This is a genomic window from uncultured Haliea sp., from assembly GCF_963973825.1.
Lineage (GTDB): Bacteria > Pseudomonadota > Gammaproteobacteria > Pseudomonadales > Halieaceae > Haliea.
Window position 1 is genome coordinate 163,136 of record NZ_CAXBAE010000007.1, and the last position, 18,547, is coordinate 181,682.

Below are 18,547 nucleotides of genomic sequence, written 5' to 3' on the forward strand. Positions count from 1 at the left end.
CCGGGCTTCAATCGAAGTCCCGGATCAATGTATTGAGGCCAGCGGCCAGTTCGTCCAGCTGTGCGTCGCTGCAGATCAGCGGCGGCAGCAGGCGGATGGTGTCGCCCGCTGTGACGTTGATGAGCAGCCCCGCTGCCAGCGCACGTTGCACCAGGTCGCCACATTCACGGCGCAGCTGCACGCCGATCATCAGGCCGCGACCGCGTATCTCGACCAGGTTGTCGCAACCCTGCAGCGCCGTTTCCAGCCGCTGCCGCAGGTGTGTGCCCGCCGCGGTGGCCCGTTCTGCGAGCCCTTCATTGACCACCGTATTCACCACGGCAAGCCCGGCCGCGCAGGCCAGCGGGTTGCCGCCGTAAGTGGAGCCGTGGTGGCCTGCCCTGAACACGGTTGCCGCCGGGCCGTGGGCCAGACAGGCGCCGATGGGCACGCCATTGCCCAGCCCCTTGGCGGTGGTGATCACATCCGGCACCACGCCCATGCCCTGGCAGGCGAAATAGTGGCCGGCACGGCCGTTGCCGCACTGCACCTCGTCGAGCATCAACAGCCAGCCCCGAGCGTCGCAGAGTGCGCGCAGGCCCTGCATGAACGCCGTGTCCGCCACCCTGATACCGCCTTCGCCCTGAATCGGCTCCACCAGTATCGCTACCACGTCCGGGTTGTTGGCGGCGATTTGCTGTACGGCCGCCAGGTCGTTCAGGGGTGCCCGTATAAAGCCCGACACCAACGGTTCAAAGCCCGCCTGGATCTTGCGGTTGCCGGTGGCGCTGAGGGTGGCGAGGGTGCGGCCGTGGAAGGCGTTCTCGAACACGATGACTGCCGGCTTCTCCACCCCGCGCTGGTGGCCGTACAGCCGGGCCAGCTTGATGGCGGCTTCATTGGCTTCCGCGCCGGAATTGCAGAAGAAGGCGGTCTCCATGCCGGAGACGGCCGTCAGGGCGTCGGCCAACGCCTCCTGCGCAGCAATGCGGTAGAGGTTCGAGGTGTGCAGCAGGCGCCCCGCCTGGCGCTGGACGGCCTCGGTCACGGCGGGATGTGCATGCCCCAGGTTGGTGACGCTGATGCCGGACAATGCATCCAGGTAGCGTCGGCCATCGGTGTCCACCAGGTAGACACCTTCGCCGTGACTGAAGGTCACGGGCAGCCTTGCATAGGTTTGCATCAACGCGGACACCGGCTTTTCTCCCCAATGGCAGGGCCCACCCAGGGGCCCAGAAACGCAAAAAGGCAGCGCTAGCTGCCTGTCAGACCTCTGATATTAGCGGCATTGCGAGAGCTTGGCAATTGCCTTGCCGCGACACGGTCAGCCTCCCGCGGCCTGTGCAAGCTGCCCGCATCATGCCTGCGTTTTCTCCCCGAATCGGGTAAACTTCCGCCCTCGCAACGGGTCCAACACGCACCCCCAACACAGGCATGGAACACTATGGATATTCTCGACACGATCAAGGAGCAGATTCAGAGCAACAGCATTCTGCTGTACATGAAGGGCTCCCCCAACCAGCCGCAGTGCGGGTTTTCCGCGCAGACCGTACAGGCCCTGATGGCCTGCGGTGAGCGCTTCGCCTACGTGGATGTACTGTCCAACCCCGATATTCGCGCCAACCTGCCCAAGTACGCGAACTGGCCGACCTTCCCGCAGTTGTGGATCAACGGCGAACTCATCGGTGGTTGCGATATCGTCACCGAGATGCACGCCAGCGGTGAACTGCTGGCGCTGGTCAAGGAAGCCGCTGCCGCCCAGAGCGCCAGCTGACGCCGCGCGCGGCCCGGCCCCCGGGCCTCAGCGTCCGTCACCGGCGAGGCACTGCCTGAGGCGGTACTCCACCAGTGGCAGGCGGTCGTTCCCGAAATACATGTCCGACCCGTTGATGAACAGCGTCGGCGAGCCGTAGCCACCCCGTTCCACCAGCTCATCGGTGTTGGCGCGCAGCAGCGCCTTGTAGTGGGGGTCGCGGGTGGCAGCCAGTGTTGCCTCCGGGTCCAGGCCCACATCCGCAGCCAGTTGCGCGAGCACGTCCTGCTGCGAGATGTCCCGGTTATCGCTCCAGTAGGCGGCGAATACGGCCTCTGACCAGGGTACCAGCAGCCCCTGTTCGGCAGCGAACAGGGCGCCGCGCATGGCACCCGCCGAGTTCACCGGGAAAACGTCCGGGTGACGGATGGTGAGGCCACAATACTCCGCCCAGTCCGCGAGGTCTTTCTGGTAGTGGCCCAGGCGGCGGGGATTGTTGAACATGCTTTCACGGGCCGCATACAACCCCTGGTTGACCGCATTGAACACCCCGCCGACAAGGATCGGGCGCCAGTCGATCGCGACGCCCAGGCCGCGGCACAGGGGTTGCAGGCGGTGGAAGGCGAGATAGGTCCAGGGACTGGAACAGTCGTAGAAGCATTCGAGAGTGGGCAGGTCGTTCATGGGGGCTCCTGTGCGGTCTGTCAGCAGATTAGCACACCCGCCCCGGGCTTCAGGTATAATCGGCGGCGAAACAGGCACGGGAAGCGGAATGAGCATTGAGCATTACATGCAGGAGCTGGGGGGCGCGGCGCGCGCCGCCTCGCGGCAGCTGGCGGCGTCGAGTACGGCGCAGCGCAATGCCGCCCTGCTGGCGACCTGCGAGGCGCTGGATGCCGCCCGCGACAGCCTGGCGCAAGCCAATGCCGAAGACCTCGCCCGCGGTCGCGAGCGCGGGCTCGATGCGCCGCTGCTGGATCGTCTGGAGCTGACCCCGGCGCGTATCGACGCCATGCTGCAGGGTTTGCAGCAGGTGGCCGCGCTCGCCGATCCGGTGGGCAGCATCAGTGACGTCAACCGCATGCCGAGCGGCATCCAGGTGGGCCGCATGCGGGTACCGCTGGGGGTGATCGGCATCATCTACGAGTCGCGTCCCAACGTCACTGTGGAGGCGGCCAGCCTCTGCCTGAAGTCGGCCAATGCCACCATCCTGCGGGGCGGGTCCGAGTCGCTGGCCTCCAACCGGGCGATCGCCGCCTGTATCGCCACGGGGCTCGGGCAGGCGGGTCTGCCGGCTGCCGCGGTGCAGGTCGTGGAAACCGCCGACCGGGCTGCGGTGGGTGCGCTGATCGGCATGCCCGAGTACGTGGATGTGATCATCCCCCGCGGCGGCAAGAGCCTGATTGAGCGCATCAGCCGCGACGCCCGTGTGCCGGTGATCAAGCACCTCGACGGCGTCTGCCATGTGTACATCGATGCCGGCGCAGACCACGACATGGCGGTGGCCATTGCCCTGAATGCCAAGACCCACCGCTACGGCACCTGCAACACCATGGAAACGTTGCTTGTCGCGGCGGGAGAGGCGCCGGTCTTGCTGCCGCGCCTGGCCGAGGCCTTCGCCGCCAAAGGTGTCGAACTGCGGGGCTGTGCCCGCAGCTGCGCCCTCCTGCCGGGCGTGCAGGCGGCCACCGAACAGGACTGGTTTGAGGAATACCTGGCGCCCGTGCTTGCCCTGCGCATCGTTGACGGGCTTGATGACGCCATTGCGCACATCAATCATTACGGTTCGCAGCACACCGACAGCATCGTCACGCAGCACCACGGACGCGCCATGCGGTTCCTGCGTGAAGTGGATTCCAGCTCGGTCATGATCAACGCTTCAACGCGCTTTGCCGATGGATTCGAATACGGGCTGGGTGCGGAGATCGGCATCTCCACCGACAAGCTGCACGCCCGCGGGCCGGTCGGCCTGGAAGGCCTGACATCGCGCAAGTACGTGGTATTTGGCGAGGGGCAGGTTCGCTGTTGACGCTGCCCGAGGCCAGTGTCGCTCCGGTTGCCATCCTTGGCGGGACTTTCAACCCGATACACAACGGGCACCTGCGCTCTGCGCTGGAGCTGGTTGAGCGCCTCGGCTTTGGCCGGCTGCACCTGATGCCCTGTGCCACACCGCCGCATCGCGATGCGCCGGATTGCCCGGCGACGCGCCGCGCCGACATGGTGGAGCTGGCGATTCTGGGCGAACCCCGCCTGTTTTGTGACCGTCGTGAGCTGGCGCGCAGCGGGCCCTCATGGACGGTCGACAGCCTGCAGGAACTGCGTGCCGAATACGGGCCACAGCGCAGCCTGAGCCTGGTGCTGGGCTGCGATGCACTGCTCGGCCTGGACCGCTGGCATCGCTGGCAGGCGCTGCTCGACTTTGCGCATATTGTGGTGATCGCGCGGCCCGGCTGGCAGTTGCCCGAGCAGGGTGCGGTGGCAGACTGGCTGACGCGGCACAGGGCGGCGGAGCCCTCGGCAGTGCAGCAACACCCTGCCGGAGCGGTGCTGGTGCTGGAACTGCGGCCCCTGGACATTTCCTCAACCGAGATTCGTGCCCTGTGCGCTGCGGGGCGTTCCCCGCGTTACCTGCTCCCTGAGCCGGTACTGGACTATATTGAAAAGCACCAGCTGTACGCGGCTGGCATCGATTTCTGAACTGGAGAGAACAACACCGGATGCAAGCCGAAAACCTGAAAGAACTCGTCATCAATGCCCTGGATGAGCTGAAGGCGGTCAACACCGTCACCCTGGATGTGAGAGACCTGACTGACGTCATGGATTACCTGGTCATCGCCAGTGGCACCTCCAACCGGCACGTCAAGTCCCTCGCGGATAATGTCTGCATGGAAGCCAAAAAAGAAGGCATCCGCCCGCTGGGGGTTGAGGGCGAAAACCCGGGCGAATGGGTTCTGGTGGATTTCGGTGATGTGGTGGTGCATGTGATGCTGCCCGCGACCCGCGATTTCTATGACCTTGAGCGGCTCTGGGTCGATACCGGGCAGAGTGGTTGATGCGTCTGACGGTCATTACCGTGGGCGGCAAAATGCCTGCCTGGGTCAACGAAGGTGTCGCGGACTACAGCCGCAGGCTGCCTCGGGAGATTCGCCTGGAGTGGCGTGAGTTGCCCCTGGCCCGGCGTGGACGCGATACCAGCCCGGAGCAGCTCCGGCTGCGCGAGGGCGAACAGATTCTCAAGGCGCTGCCCGAGGGCGACCGGGTCATTGCACTCGATGTGCGTGGCGCCGCGTGGAGCACTGAGCAACTCGCAGAGGAACTCAGTGACTGGCAGATGGCGGGGACCCATGTCAGCCTGCTGATTGGTGGTCCAGACGGTCTGTCGCAGGACTGCCTGCAGCGCGCTCAGCAGCGCTGGTCACTGAGCGCGCTCACCCTGCCGCACCCTCTGGTGCGCGTGGTGCTTGCAGAACAGCTGTACCGGGCTTGGACAATCACTGCCGGGCACCCGTATCATCGCGCCTGACGCACCAGCCAGCCACCTCGCGGGCCCTGCACGACATGCCACAGCACATTCCTCTTAAGGACCCCGGCGGTGAAGCCCGCCTGTTCATTACCCGGATCCTGTTTTCAGTGCTGCTGGTGCTGGCCTTGCTGGGCGTGATACTGGCGCGGTACTACGACCTGCAAATCAATGATTACGAGATCTATCGTACCCAGTCCGACCGCAACCGGGTGCAATTGCAGCCCCTGCCCCCCAAACGCGGCCTGATCTACGACCGCAACGGCGTGCTGCTGGCCGACAACCGGCCCAGCCATATCCTGTCCATCGTCCGCGAGCGCGTGGAGGATCTCGATGCCACGCTGGCGGAGTTGCAGGCGCTGCTGCCCATTTCGGAGTCCGACCTCGAAAACTTCCAGCAGAAGCTGCAGCGTCGTCGTCCCTACGAGGCGGTGCCCCTGCGTTTTCGGCTGACCGAGGAAGAGCGCGCCCTGTTGGCGGTGAACCGGCACCGCATGCCGGGTGTCACAGTGGATGCGCAGCTGGTGCGGCACTATCCGCATGGCCCCCTGTTCTCCCATGCGGTGGGGTATGTCGGGCGGATCAATGAGCAGGAGGCGCAAAGCCTGGATGAGCGCGACTACCGCGGCACCTTTCATGTGGGCAAGGTGGGCGTGGAGAAATTCTACGAAGACCTGCTGCACGGGGAGGTGGGGTATCAGAATGTGGAGACCAATGCGCATGGACGTGTGCTGAGGGTGCTGGAGCGCTTCGACCCGGTACCGGGTGCGGATATCACGCTGCACCTGGACTTTGAGCTGCAGCAGACCGCGCTGGAGGCGCTGGGTGAACAACGCGGCGCCGTGGTCGCCATCGATCCCTGGACCGGCGGCGTGCTGGCACTGGTTTCCACCCCGGGCTTCGATACCAACCTGTTCGTCAACGGCATCAGTTCTGCGGATTACCAGGCGCTGCGCAATTCCCCGGACGTGCCCCTGTTCAACCGCGCCATACAGGGCCAGTACCCGCCGGGCTCCACGGTGAAGCCAATGATGGCCATGGCAGGGCTGCAGGCGGGGCTGGTGACGCCGGAAACCACCGTCCCGGACCCCGGCTGGTACAGCCTCCCGGGAGACTCCCGCCGCTATCGCGACTGGATCCTGAAGATCCGTGGCACAGGGCATGCCCCCCGTGTGGACATGCACATGGCCGTTGCAGAGTCCTGCGACGTCTACTTTTACGACCTCGCCCGGCGTCTCACGATAGACCGCATGCACGAGTACCTCTCTGGTTATGGCCTCGGCAAGCGCACCCAGGTGGACACAACCAACGAGCGCCCCGGTGTGCTGCCCTCCACCCGCTGGAAGCGTGACGCCATGAACCAGCCCTGGTACCCGGGAGAAACCCTGAGTGCCGGGATCGGTCAGGGCTACATGCTGGCGACACCCATGCAACTGGCGGCGGCGACCAGTGTTCTCGCCACCCGTGGGCAGTGGCGCACGCCGCGCCTGCTGCGCAGCGTGGCGGGCCAGGAACTGCCGAATGAACCTGTCGAGACACTATCGGCCCCCCCGGCCTACTGGGAGGCGGTGCACGAATCCATGCGGGCAGTCGTGCACAGTGCCCGGGGCACGGCGCGCAAGATCGGCGAGGGTATACGCTACGAAATGGCCAGTAAAACGGGTACTTCACAGGTCATCGGCATTGCGCAGAATGCGATTTACGTGGAGGCCGATGTGGCCGAACGGCACCGCAACCACGGGCTGTTCATCGCCTTCGCGCCCTACGAGGCGCCCACCATTGCCGTCGCAGTGATTGTGGAGAATGGCGGCGGGGCCTCCGCGGCCTCGCCCATCGCCCGGGCCGTGCTGGACGCCTGGCTGGTCGATGACCCCGAGCCAGTCGACGGGGTGGCAGAGGAGCAGACCGATGGGTGATTACGTCCGCCAGCTACAGCTCCCGGGTGAGAGTTCTGATTTCTCACGCAGACAGCCCCTGGCCCTGCGCCTGCACCTGGACCTGCCGCTGTTGCTGTTGCTGGCGCTGCTCACCGGCTTCGGCCTGTTTGTGCTCTACAGTGCGTCGGGCCAGAAAATGCCGGCGCTTATCCGCCAGGGGCAGTACTTCCTGCTCGCCTACTGTGTCATGTTCGCGGCGGCGCAGATCGACCTCAAGCGCTACCAGCGCTGGTCCCCCTGGTTTTATCTGTTGGGTGTGCTGTTGCTGGTGGGGGTGATATTTTTTGGCGTGGGGGCCAAGGGAGCCCAGCGCTGGCTGTCGGTGGGTGGATTCCGTTTTCAGCCCTCGGAAATCCTCAAGCTGGTGATGCCGCTGACCGTGGCCTGGTACCTGTCATCCCGCGCGTTACCGCCGCGTTTCAAGTACGTGCTGGCCTGCCTGTTGCTGGTGGCCCTGCCCTCGGTGCTGATCCTGCTGCAGCCGGATCTCGGCACCGCCCTGCTGATAGCCGCCAGCGGGCTTTTTGTGCTGTTCATGGCGGGCATAGGCTGGGCTTACATCGTGGGGGCCTTCGTCCTGGCCTGTCTCTCCGCATGGCCGGTGTGGATGTATGTGCTGAAGGACTACCAGAAACAGCGCATCCTCACCCTGCTCAACCCGGAGAGCGACAAGCTGGGCGCTGGCTGGAATATTATCCAGTCGAAAACCGCCATAGGTTCCGGTGGCTGGGAGGGCAAGGGGTGGCTCAACGGCACCCAGTCCCAACTCGACTTTCTGCCGGAAAGCCATACCGATTTCATCATTGCGGTGCTTGCGGAAGAGTTCGGCATGCGCGGCGTGCTGGTACTGATCGCGCTGTATCTGCTGATCGTCCTGCGCGGTTTCTGGATTGCCGTGAACGCGAAGAGCAATTTCGGCTGTATGGTTGCGGGCAGCATCACCCTGACGTTTTTCGTCTACATCTTTGTTAACATGGGCATGGTCGCCGGCCTGCTGCCGGTGGTGGGTGTGCCGCTTCCCCTGGTCAGCGCCGGAGGGACGTCCGTGGTCACACTGATGGCCGGTTTTGGCGTGCTGATGGCCGTGGCTACCAGCGATTCGGGCCGGCGATGACAAGGCAGTGTATTGGTGAGAATCAGCGCATGACGAAAGCGATGGCCGTTCGGCTGCTGGCCCTTTGGTGTGGGTGGCAGGCGGCAGCTGCCAGCGCGGGCTACGGGGACCTCCCGGCCGCGCGGGCACTGGTGGACGAGCTGGTGGAAGAGCGCGGCCTGGATCGCGATCACCTGCTTCAGGTGATGGCCAGCGCAGAGCGCCAGGAACGCATCCTGGAGGCCATGTCGAGGCCTGCGGAGCGGGTCAAGCCCTGGTATGAGTACCGGCAGATTTTCCTGAACGAACAGCGGGTGACCGAAGGCCTGGCGTTTTACCGCACACACGAGGCCACATTCCGCCGCGTGCAGGCGGAACTGGGTGTTCCGCCCGAGATTGTGCTGGCCATCCTCGGTGTTGAAACGTCCTATGGCCGCATCACCGGCAGTTATCGCGTGCTGGATGCGCTTGCCACATTGGCCTTCGACTACCCCCGTCGCTCCTCGTATTTCAGCAAGGAGCTGAAGAACTATCTGATCCTGACCGCCGAACAGCAGCTGGACCCGCTGGCGATGCAGGGCTCCTATGCCGGCGCGATGGGTTACGGGCAGTTCATGCCCAGCAGCTATCGGAGTTACGCCATTGACTTTGACGCTGATGGCCGCATTGATATCTGGAATAACCCGGTGGATGGTATTGGCAGCGTGGCCAACTATCTGCGTCGCCACGGCTGGCGCAGCGGCGAGGGTGTCGTGGTGCCCGCGGCGGCCTCCGCCGAGGTACCTGAAGCATGGTTTGGGCTGGGTCTGGTGCCCAAGCGCCGCGTGGACGAACTGAAGGTCGGCGGCCTGCGCGCCAGGGCACCGCTGGAAGACGAGACACTGGTGACACCGGTACGTCTGGAGTTGGAGGAAGGGTATGAATACTGGCTGGGTCTGCACAATTTCTACGTCATCACGCGCTACAACCACAGCGCCATGTACGCCATGAGCGTGTACCAGTTGAGTCAGCGCCTGGCGGCAGGGCTGGTTCAGTGAGCCGGGGTGGTCTGCTGGTTGTTGCGGGTCTGGCCCTGGTGCTGGCTGGCTGCGCCACGCGGGGTCCGGAGGTGGTCACCGTGCCCGGCGAGCCACCCGCGCCGACAGGTGCCTTGATCAAGGACGGTGCGCCCCTGCGCACGATTCACCCCGATGATGTGCTCGATGCCGTGCCACGTCCCGACCCGATCCTTATCGTGGGGAATTTCAGTCCCTACACCGTGAATGGCGAGACCTATGAAGTGCTCGACAGGTTCACGAATTACCGCGAGCGCGGTATAGCGTCCTGGTACGGCACCAAGTTCGACGGCCAGAAAACCAGCAACGGCGAGATTTTCGACCTCTATTCCGCGTCGGCCGCCCACAAGACCCTGCCGATTCCCTGCTTTGCCCGCGTGACCAATCTGGCCAATGGGCGCAGCATGATCGTGCGCGTGAATGACCGCGGCCCCTTTCACAGCGACCGCCTGATAGACCTGTCCTACGGTGCAGCGGTCAAGCTCGGCTTCATGGAGGTGGGCACCGCGCCGGTCGAGGTGGAGGTTATCAACCTGGCGGGCATTGACGACCGCCGCAACAATCCTGCCGGGCACTATCGGTACGTACAGCTGGGTGCGTTCGGTTCAGAGTCGGCAGCGCAGCGGTTGCGTATTGAGCTGGCGGCGCTGGTGACCTCGCCTATCGCGGTGAGCCCGGTAGAAACCGGCAGTGGCCGCCTGTACCGGGTGCGCATTGGCCCAGTGGCAGCCAATGACGATATCCTGCAACTGCAGCAGCGCCTTGAGGCGAGCGGCTACAGTGGTACGCAATTGCTGCCCTGACGAGGCGGGGCGCGCCGTCCTCACGGTGCGTTCTGCTCCATCCATGTTCCAACCTTTCAGGCCTGATACGTTATGACGCGTTTTGTATGTTCTCTTTTGCTTGTTCTTGCTTCCGGTTTTGCGCAGGCGGCCATTGTGCCCGCGCCGCCGCAGGTTGCGGCCGAGGCCTATTTGCTGATTGATGCCGACACTGGTGCGGTGCTGGCGGAGGGCAATGCCGACGAGCCGCGCCCACCCGCCAGCCTGGTCAAGATGATGACAGCTTATGTGCTCGCCGGTGAAATAGAGTCCGGTCGTGTATCGGCAGACGATATGGTGACGGTCAGCCGGAATGCATGGTCGCAGAATCCGGTATTCAATGGTTCCTCGCTGATGTGGATTGAACCCGGCAAGGACGTGTCCATTCGGGACCTGGAGCACGGCATCATCATATCTTCGGGCAACGACGCCACGGTGGCGGTGGCGGAGCATCTCGCCGGCAGCGAGGAGGCTTTCGCCGACATGATGAACAGTTATGCCAAGGCATTGGGCATGACCAATTCGCATTTCGCGAACTCCCACGGGCTGCCTGCCGAAGGGCAAGTGGTGACGGCGCGGGACCTGGCCAAACTGTCCGCCGCCATGATCAATGATTTTCCGGAGCACTACTCGCTCTACAAGAAGCGCGAGTTCACCTACAACAATATTCGCCAGTACAACCGGAATTCCCTGCTCGGCGAGGATCCCTCGGTGGATGGCATCAAGACCGGCTACACGAAAGAAGCGGGATACGGGCTGGTAGCCTCGGCGGAACGTGACGGCATGCGCCTGATTTCCGTGGTGCTGGGAACGCGCAGTCCAACGGCGCGCAAAAACGAGACACGGGGCCTGCTGAACTACGGCTTCCGATTCTTCGAGACGGTGGAGCTGTTCACCGCCGAGCAGGAACTGGCGCAGCCGCGCGTCTGGAAAGGGTTGCAGGATAGCGTCGCAGTCGGTGTGCTGGAGGCTGCGCGGGTCACACTGCCCCGTGGACAGCGCGAGGCAATGGAGACGGTGGTCGAGCTGGACACCACGCTCGTGGCGCCCATTGCCCGCGGTGACCAGGTGGGTACGGTGCGCCTGACCCAGGGCGATGACACTGTGTTTGAGGCACCGGTTGTGGCGCTGGCATCTGTTGAGCAGGCGGGGTTCTTTGCCCGCGTGTGGGACAGTATCCGCCTCTGGTTCAGTCAGCTGTTCAGCGTCGAGGGCTGAGTTCACCATGACAGCGCAGGAGCCGCCTAAAATCGAGTTTCCCTGTGAGTACCCGATCAAGGTGCTGGGGCGCAGCTCAGAGGATTTCCTCGGCCTTATCGTGACCGTCTTCGAGCGTCATGCGCCCGGGTTTGACCAGGAGACCATCGTCGTGAAAGGCAGCAGCAAAGGCACGTTTACCTCATTGACGATCACCATCACGGCGACAGGTCCGGAGCAGCTGCGCGCACTGCACCAGGACCTGATGGCGACCGGGCAGGTGCAGATGGTGATTTAGTCCGATGGACATACTCTGTCGTCGCTTGCCGGGCGCTGCTGACTACCTGGCGACGCTCGAGGCGATGAAAGCATTCACCGACAGCCGTGACGCCGCCACACCGGATGAACTGTGGCTGCTGCAACACCCCAGGGTCTTCACCCAGGGGCAGGCCGGCAAGGCGGAGCATGTGCTGGCGCCTGGCGACATTCCGGTGATTCAGGTCGACCGTGGCGGACAGGTGACCTACCACGGACCCGGCCAGTGGGTACTCTATCTGCTGGTGGATTTGCGGCGCCGCGGTCTCGGCGTCCGGCAACTGGTTACCCTCATTGAGCAGGGCATCGTCCAGGTGCTTGCAGCTTACGGTATCGAAGGCGCGCCGCGCGCTGATGCCCCCGGGGTCTATGTGCAGGGTGACAAGATTGCCTCGCTCGGCCTGCGCGTGCGCCGCGGCTGCAGTTATCATGGCCTGGCGCTGAATGTCGATCTCGATCTGGAGCCTTTCCTGCGCATCAATCCCTGCGGCCACCAGGGCCTGCGGGTGACGTCCATGGTGCAGTGCCTTCCGGAAGCGCGCGCGCCGGCAATGGAGGATGTCGGTGATGCGCTGCTCGAGGCGCTTCGCGAACAGCTGGAGGCGGCTACCATTGCACCCGGAGCTCGCTGAACGGCCGCCTCGGAGGCCAGTGGACAGGTGTCCTGCTCCACGGCCGCTAGCCGATCGCGCTCAGCGACGTACCGGGCGTTTCTGTAGTTTCCGCTGCAGCGTGCGGCGATGCATACCCAGTGCACGGGCCGTCGCAGAAATGTTGCCATCGTTGGCGTTCAGTACACGCTGTAGATGCTCCCACTCCATGCGGTCCAGGGAGGGCGGATGTGTGGCGTGTTCCGGTGCCGGTTGCTCCCCGCGAAAGGCCAGGAGAATTTCATCCACGGTAGCCGGCTTGCAGAGATATTGTACGGCGCCAAGCTTGATGGCCTCTACAGCGGTGGCGATACTCGAGTAGCCGGTGAGCACCACCAGGCGGGCTTCGGGGGCCTCGTTGAGCAGGTCCGGCAGCGCTGCCAGACCGGAGCGCCCCGGCATGTTGAGATCGAGCAGGATGTGACTGGGGGCAAACTCACGGCAGCAGCGCAGTGCGTCTTCGGCACTCGCGCAGGCGCGGCAGGTGAAGCCGCGACGCTCGAGGCCGCGCGCCAGCACGCCGGTGAACGTGGGGTCATCGTCCACCAGCAATACGCGCGCAGGGCTATCCACCTGCAGGCTCCGCGGGCATGGTGAGGGTGGCCAGGCAGCCTCCATCAGCGGGATTCTCCAGACGGACATGGCCCCCGTGGCGTTCGGCGGTGGCCCGTGCGAGCAGCAGCCCGATGCCCAGACCGCCATGGGTTCTGCCAGCCGCGTTGGCGCCCGGGCCTGCCGCGGACACCGGCGGCGCCGTTGCGCTCATGCCCGCGAGCACATCGGCGGGGGCCCCGGGGCCGTTGTCCCGCACGCCGATGCTGACCGTGTCGGCATTCCAGTCGACTGTGACCTCGACCCGCTCGGCACCGGTATCGGCGGCGTTGTTCAGCAGGTTTTCCAGGGCTTGCGGCAGGGTCTGGTCGTACGAGACCTGGGGCGCGGGCCCCTGTCCGAGCACCTGCAGCTGGCAGGATACGCGCGGCCGCCGGGCCGCCCAGTGTTCCACGCAGCTTTTCGCCAGCCGGTCAGCCTGCCGCCGCTGCCGGGTACCCGCGGCGGAAACTTCCGCCGTGTTGCTGAGTTCAGCGAGGATTTTCCGGCACTGGAGAAGTTGCTGCTGCATGAGGGCGATATCCTCGCGTGCCTGGTCGCCCAGCGACGCGTCCTGCTGCAGCTCCTCGGCGAGCAGGGTCATGGTGCCCAGCGGCGTACCCAGCTCGTGTGCGGTACCGGCGGCGAGGCTGGCTACCGCCAGAATCTGGTCGTGTCGCAGCCGGTCCTCACGGCGCCGCATCTCCTCTGCCTCCTGTTCTCTCAGCACGGCTGCCATGCGTACCACGAAGTAGGTGATCAGGCCGGCACTGAAAAGGAAATTGAACCACATGCCCAGGCTGTGCACGCTGCCCTGCTGGTGACCCATCGCCGCGTGGGGGGAAAACAGCGGAAAGGGCACCCGGAAATACAGCAGCAGGCTATAGGCCGCCACCGAGGCCGCCGCAACCAGCCAGGTGTAGCGCCAGGGCAGCACGGCGGCGGCCACCACCAGCGGTACTATGTAGTAGGAGATGAAGGGATTGTCGGCTCCACCGCTGTAGTACATCAGCGCACTCCAGCCAAGCACGTCGACCATCAGCTGGGCAAAGAAGGTGCGGTTGCCGATGTCCTGCGCCGTGGTGCTCCACCAGAGGCTGGCGACGGTGATCACCGCGAGCAGGACGAGGCTGGCCGCCATGCCCCACAGGCTTTGTGTGGTGCGGCTCACCAGCAGCACGTAGGCGAGCACACCTGCCTGGCCGAGCAATGCGATGGCCCGAATGGCGAGCAGGCTGCGCAGGTTGGCCAGCGACGGGCTGTAGGCGGAGTGCTTGGGGCGGTTTGCGGCGTTCACGCGCAGAGTATACCGCCCTGTCGCGCGTCTCGGGAGCGTCAAAGCGTCGCAGCGCGGCCGTTATGCCCCGCCGCGGCGTGGCTCAGGCGTGCCGGGACTGACTCTCCGCAGGGTTGCCGGGAGCTGCCAGCGTGTGTTTGGCCAGCAGGCGATAGGCCGCGGGCACAACATACAGCGAGAGCAGAGACCCGAGCAGCATGCCGCCGATGACTGCCAGACCCAGGGGCACGCGGCTCTGTGAGCCGGCGCCGAGCGCGAGTGCGATGGGCAGTGTGCCCAGCACGGTCGACAGGGTGGTCATGAGAATGGGCCGGAAGCGGGCCGCCGCCGCCTCTTCGACCGCGTCGTTGATGCTCAGCCCTGCGGCACGGCGCTGGTTGGCAAATTCCACGATGAGAATGCCATTCTTGGTGACCAGACCGATCAGCATGATCAGCCCGATTTCCGAGAAAATATTCAGGGTCTGGTTGAAATACCACAAGGTGATCAGGCCGCCCGTGAGTGCCATGGGGACGGTCAGCATGATGGCCAGGGGGTCGCGGAAGCTCTCGAACTGTGCAGCCAGCACCAGGTAGATCAACAGCAGGGCCAGCACGAAAACGAACACCAGGCTGCTGCCCGTCTCGGCAAACTCGCGGGACTGCCCGGCGAGCTCGGTGGTATAGCTCTCGTCAAGCACGTCGCTGGCCACCTCGCGCATGGCCCGTATGCCGTTTTCAAGCGCAACCCCCTCCGCCAGGTTGGCGGAGAAGGTTGCGGCGGTAAACCGGTTGAAGCGATACAGCACGGGCGCGGTACTCTGCTCACGCACGCTGACCAGGTTCGGCAGGGGTACCAGGGTGCCGTCGGCAGCGCGCACGGAAAGCCGTGACAGGTCGGTCGGCTCGTCGCGCCCCTGACGTACCATCTGGCCAATGATCTCGTACTGCTCACCGTCCTTGAGGAAGTAGCCGAAACGCTGGCCGCTGAAAGAGGCCTGGACGATGTCGGCGATTTCGCGGGTATTCACGCCGATGGCCTCGGCGCGGTCGCGGTCGATCTCCAGTACCAGCTCCGGCTGGTTGAACTTGAGGTTGACGTCCACATAGCTGAACGCGGGGTGTTGCTGGGCACGCTCGAGGAACCGCGGAATGACATCGCGCACCTTCTCGATGTCGGTATTCTGCACGACGAACTGCACGGGCAGGCCGCGACCGCCGACGTTGATGGTATCGAACTGGCGCACAAAGCCCTGCAGTTGCGGGAAGTTGGCCAGTGCCGCGGTGAGGTTGGCCGCCACCTGCGCCTGTGTTTGCTCGCGTTCTTCCGGTGCTTTCAGGACGACACGGGAGAAGCCGGTGTTGACAGTCGTGGAGGAGCCGAAACCCGGGGAGGTGACCGTGAGCCGGGCCTTTACCGCGTCGCCCCCGGCCTCGGCGATCAGCGTATCGAGGTCACGCATCGCCGCGGACATATAGTCGAAGCCGGCGCCCTCGGGGCCACGCGCGGAGACGAAGAGCTGGCTCCGGTCCTCCAGTGGCGCCAGCTCCTGGGGCATGCTGCGGAACAGGGTGATAATCAGCCCCAGGCAGGCGACCAGGATGAGCGCCGCCCAGCTGCGGTGGCGCAGAAAGGCGCGCAGCGATGCCCGGTAGTTATCGGCAAGCCCGACAAAGAACGGCTCGGTGGCCCGGTACAGCGCCGGGTGTTGCGCGCGATTCTTGAGAAAGCGCGCACAGAGCATCGGTGCCAGGGTCAGTGCGACAAAGGAGGAAATGACCACGGCTGCCGCCAGTGTGACGCCAAACTCGCGGAACAGCACACCCGTGAGGCCGCCAAGAAAAATGAGCGGCGCGAACACCGCAACCAGTGCCAGGGTGGTGGCGATAACGGCAAAAAAGATCTCTTTCACACCCTCCGCGCCGGCGACTGCCGGTTTCTGGCCCCGTTCAATACGTTTGTAGATGTTTTCCACCACCACAATGGCGTCATCGACCACCAGGCCGATGGCCAGGACCATCCCCAGCAGCGTCAGGACATTGATGGAAAAACCGGCCAGGTACAGCACGAAGAAGGTACCGGTCAGCGCGATGGGAATGGTCAGCAGGGGAATGATGGTGGTGCGCCACTCGCGCAGGAACGCAAAAATCGTCGCACACACCAGCAGCAGGGCAATGCCCAGCGTCTGCATGACCTCAAGAATACTGGCGCGTATGAATGTCGTGGTGTCGAAACCTACCGCGACGTCGACATCCTCAGGCAGGTCGCGCTCGATAATCGCCAGCCGGCGGTAGAACTCATCAGCGATCGCTATTTCATTGGCGCCGCTCTGCGGGCGCAGCACGACACCGACGTTAGTGATGCCATCCCGGCGCAGCACCGTGCGCTCGTTCAGTGGCCCGATCTCGGCGCGGCCGACATCCCGCAGGCGCACCAGCCGGTCGCCCTCCCGGCGAATGACCCGGTTGTTGAAGTCCTCGGGATCGTCACCCAGGCGGCTGAGGGTGCGGATGTTGATATCGACGGTTTCGCCTTCCAGCGTGCCCGTGGGCAACTCCACGTTGGCCGCCTGCAGGGCATTGCGTACATCGATGGCCGTGAGCCCGTGGGCGATCAGCGCGTCCGGGTCCAGCCACAGGCGCATGGCGTATTCCTTGTAGCCCCAGATATCCACCTGTCCCACGCCGGAGATGGTTTCAAAGCGCGACTTGAACAGGTTGTCTGCCAGCGCGCTGAGTTCCATCAGGTTGCGCTGCTGGCTCCGTACACTGAGAAAGATGATGGGATCGCCATCGGCATCGGCCTTGTAGATGGTGGGCGCCTCTGCCGCATTGGGGAGGCGTCGCATGGCGGAGCCGACCCGGTCGCGGATGTCGTTGGCGGCGGTATCCAGATCGTCGCCGAGGGAAAACTCGGTGGTGACTGTGCTCAGCCCCTCGCGGCTGATCGAAGTCATGGTGCGGATGCCCGCGACCGTATTGAGCTCTTCCTCCAACGCCTCGGTAATCTGGCTCTCGACCACGCTGGCGTTGGCACCCGGGTAGCCGGTCTGCACGGAAATGATGGGTCGCTGCGCCATGGGGAATTCGCGCACACCCAACTCGCGCAGGCCAATCAGGCCAAAGACGATAATCACAATGGACATCACCACCGCCAGCACGGGGCGGCGGATACTGATTTCGTGCAACGCCATCAGCTGAGATCCAGCGCGCGTTGCACCGTCACGGGCTGCCCGTTGCGGATCGACTGGATGCCGGAGGTAATCACCTCCATGCCGGGCTCAAGCCCGCTGAGGATCTCTACCCGACTGGCGTCGCGGTAGCCGGTTTCAACCTCGTGGCTGACGGCGATGCCATTCTCCACGGTGAATACGGTGACCGCTTCCAGGTTCTGCAACACGGCGATGCTGGGTACCACCAGGGCTGCATCGTTGCGTGTCACCAGTTCCACCCGCGCGTAGTTTCCGGGCAGCAGCACGCCGTCCGGGTTCTCGACATCCGCCCGCACCGTCAGGGTGCGCGTTGAGGGGTCGACCCGGGAGTCGATGGCCCGCACCTCGGCGGGAAAGGGGTTGGCGTGGCCGCTGACAGTGAGCGACAGGGTGGTGCCGGGCACCAGTCGTTGGCGGTAGCGTTCCGGCACGCTGAAGTCCACGTGCAGGTCGGCAACGGTTTGCAAGGTGGTGATCAGCGTGTCTGCTTCAATCAGGTCGCCGGTGCTGACATGTCGCAGGCCGAGGGTGCCGGCGAAAGGAGCCTCAATACGGCTTTTGGCCAGCCGTGCCCGCAGGCGTGACACCTCGGCGCGCAGTACTTCACGGCGACTGATGGCATCGTCACGGTCGCTGGCGGTGACGGCGCCGGTGCCGAACAGGTTCTGCAGGCGCTCGGCCTGGGTGCTCGCCAGGGTCAGCTGCTCCTCCAGCGAGCGCAGCTCCGCGCCGAGTTCGGCGGATTCAATGAGGATGATGGGATCGCCCGCGCGCACTGCCTGACCGTCCTCGAAAAGGATCTTCTCAACCTTGCCCCGCAACTCGCTGCGGATGTTGATCGATTGCTCGGCGGCCAGCGTGCCATTGAAGAACAGCCGGCTCTCGAAGGGCTGTGGCTCCAGGCGCTGGGTACGCACGGTGGCAGCACTGCGCTGCGCCTGTGCGCCCGCTGCCGGGCCGGGTGCCGGCTGCAGGCGGGGCCACAGCAATGCGCCAACGGCCGCAATGGCCAGTGCGGCGATGAAAAAACGTTTCATGAAAGATCCTGTCTGCCGGGCGCCGGGACTGCCGGTTGCGCGCCGTCGATTATACCGCAAAAACCCTGCGGTCATTGACCCCGGGTAGCGCCGCGGGTTCCCCGGGGCGCTG

The 18,547-nt window shown here is 64.6% G+C and carries 18 protein-coding genes; 12 read left to right on the forward strand and 6 right to left on the reverse strand.

Features of this window, described 5'->3' with window-relative positions:
• Positions 1-7: 7 nt before the first annotated feature.
• On the reverse strand, positions 8-1,174 hold the full coding sequence (locus tag AACZ17_RS10345) for an aspartate aminotransferase family protein (RefSeq protein ID WP_290742154.1): 1,167 nt from the start codon (positions 1,172-1,174) through the stop codon (positions 8-10).
• A 249-nt stretch (positions 1,175-1,423) separates the two neighbouring features.
• Here AACZ17_RS10345 and grxD point away from each other — a divergent pair, with 249 nt between their 5' ends.
• Positions 1,424-1,753, forward strand: a complete 330-nt coding sequence (gene grxD / locus AACZ17_RS10350) for a Grx4 family monothiol glutaredoxin (RefSeq protein ID WP_290742152.1) — start codon at positions 1,424-1,426, stop codon at positions 1,751-1,753.
• Positions 1,754-1,780: 27 nt separating this feature from the next.
• Here grxD and AACZ17_RS10355 read toward each other — a convergent pair whose 3' ends face one another.
• Positions 1,781-2,416, reverse strand: coding sequence for a 2-hydroxychromene-2-carboxylate isomerase (locus AACZ17_RS10355; RefSeq protein WP_290742149.1), 636 nt, complete (start codon positions 2,414-2,416; stop codon positions 1,781-1,783).
• Between the two features lie 88 nt (positions 2,417-2,504).
• Between AACZ17_RS10355 and AACZ17_RS10360 the strand changes: the two genes are divergently transcribed.
• From AACZ17_RS10360 to lipB, 11 genes are all read left to right on the forward strand, one after another.
• Complete coding sequence (locus AACZ17_RS10360; protein WP_290742147.1) at positions 2,505-3,761, forward strand: glutamate-5-semialdehyde dehydrogenase; 1,257 nt, start codon at positions 2,505-2,507, stop codon at positions 3,759-3,761.
• A complete protein-coding gene (gene nadD / locus AACZ17_RS10365; protein WP_290742145.1) occupies positions 3,758-4,429 on the forward strand; it encodes a nicotinate-nucleotide adenylyltransferase in 672 nt (223 codons plus the stop codon). Before AACZ17_RS10360 ends, nadD begins: the two co-directional genes overlap by 4 nt.
• Before the next feature lie 20 nt (positions 4,430-4,449).
• Complete coding sequence (gene rsfS, locus AACZ17_RS10370; RefSeq protein ID WP_290742142.1) at positions 4,450-4,785, forward strand: ribosome silencing factor; 336 nt, start codon at positions 4,450-4,452, stop codon at positions 4,783-4,785.
• Positions 4,785-5,255 carry a 23S rRNA (pseudouridine(1915)-N(3))-methyltransferase RlmH gene (rlmH, locus tag AACZ17_RS10375; RefSeq protein ID WP_290742139.1) on the forward strand — a complete coding sequence of 157 codons (471 nt, stop codon included), beginning with the start codon at positions 4,785-4,787 and terminating at the stop codon, positions 5,253-5,255. The genes rsfS and rlmH overlap by 1 nt, the downstream gene beginning before the upstream one ends.
• A gap of 35 nt (positions 5,256-5,290) precedes the next feature.
• Positions 5,291-7,168, forward strand: coding sequence for a penicillin-binding protein 2 (gene mrdA, locus AACZ17_RS10380; protein ID WP_290742136.1), 1,878 nt, complete (start codon positions 5,291-5,293; stop codon positions 7,166-7,168).
• On the forward strand, positions 7,161-8,303 hold the full coding sequence (gene rodA / locus AACZ17_RS10385) for a rod shape-determining protein RodA (RefSeq protein ID WP_290742133.1): 1,143 nt from the start codon (positions 7,161-7,163) through the stop codon (positions 8,301-8,303). Before mrdA ends, rodA begins: the two co-directional genes overlap by 8 nt.
• Positions 8,304-8,332: 29 nt before the next feature.
• On the forward strand, positions 8,333-9,319 hold the full coding sequence (mltB, locus tag AACZ17_RS10390) for a lytic murein transglycosylase B (protein WP_290742130.1): 987 nt from the start codon (positions 8,333-8,335) through the stop codon (positions 9,317-9,319).
• Complete coding sequence (locus AACZ17_RS10395) at positions 9,316-10,140, forward strand: septal ring lytic transglycosylase RlpA family protein (RefSeq protein WP_290742126.1); 825 nt, start codon at positions 9,316-9,318, stop codon at positions 10,138-10,140. The genes mltB and AACZ17_RS10395 overlap by 4 nt, the downstream gene beginning before the upstream one ends.
• Positions 10,141-10,212: 72 nt before the next feature.
• Positions 10,213-11,376 carry a D-alanyl-D-alanine carboxypeptidase family protein gene (locus tag AACZ17_RS10400; protein ID WP_290742123.1) on the forward strand — a complete coding sequence of 388 codons (1,164 nt, stop codon included), beginning with the start codon at positions 10,213-10,215 and terminating at the stop codon, positions 11,374-11,376.
• A gap of 7 nt (positions 11,377-11,383) precedes the next feature.
• Positions 11,384-11,653 (forward strand): DUF493 domain-containing protein, encoded by a 270-nt coding sequence (locus AACZ17_RS10405; protein ID WP_290742120.1) that lies wholly within the window; start codon positions 11,384-11,386, stop codon positions 11,651-11,653.
• Between the two features lie 4 nt (positions 11,654-11,657).
• Positions 11,658-12,302 carry a lipoyl(octanoyl) transferase LipB gene (gene lipB, locus AACZ17_RS10410; RefSeq protein ID WP_290742117.1) on the forward strand — a complete coding sequence of 215 codons (645 nt, stop codon included), beginning with the start codon at positions 11,658-11,660 and terminating at the stop codon, positions 12,300-12,302.
• Between the two features lie 60 nt (positions 12,303-12,362).
• Here lipB and AACZ17_RS10415 read toward each other — a convergent pair whose 3' ends face one another.
• The 4 genes from AACZ17_RS10415 to AACZ17_RS10430 form a co-directional block, all read right to left on the reverse strand.
• Positions 12,363-12,893: a response regulator gene (locus AACZ17_RS10415; protein WP_290742114.1), complete on the reverse strand. Its 531-nt coding sequence runs from the start codon at positions 12,891-12,893 to the stop codon at positions 12,363-12,365.
• On the reverse strand, positions 12,886-14,208 hold the full coding sequence (locus AACZ17_RS10420; RefSeq protein ID WP_290742111.1) for an ATP-binding protein: 1,323 nt from the start codon (positions 14,206-14,208) through the stop codon (positions 12,886-12,888). The genes AACZ17_RS10415 and AACZ17_RS10420 overlap by 8 nt, the downstream gene beginning before the upstream one ends.
• An 82-nt stretch (positions 14,209-14,290) precedes the next feature.
• A complete protein-coding gene (locus AACZ17_RS10425; RefSeq protein WP_290742108.1) occupies positions 14,291-17,380 on the reverse strand; it encodes an efflux RND transporter permease subunit in 3,090 nt (1,029 codons plus the stop codon).
• Entirely contained in the window at positions 17,380-18,435 is a 1,056-nt protein-coding gene (locus AACZ17_RS10430; RefSeq protein ID WP_290742106.1) for an efflux RND transporter periplasmic adaptor subunit, read from the reverse strand. Before AACZ17_RS10430 ends, AACZ17_RS10425 begins: the two co-directional genes overlap by 1 nt.
• Between the last annotated feature and the right edge of the window lie 112 nt (positions 18,436-18,547).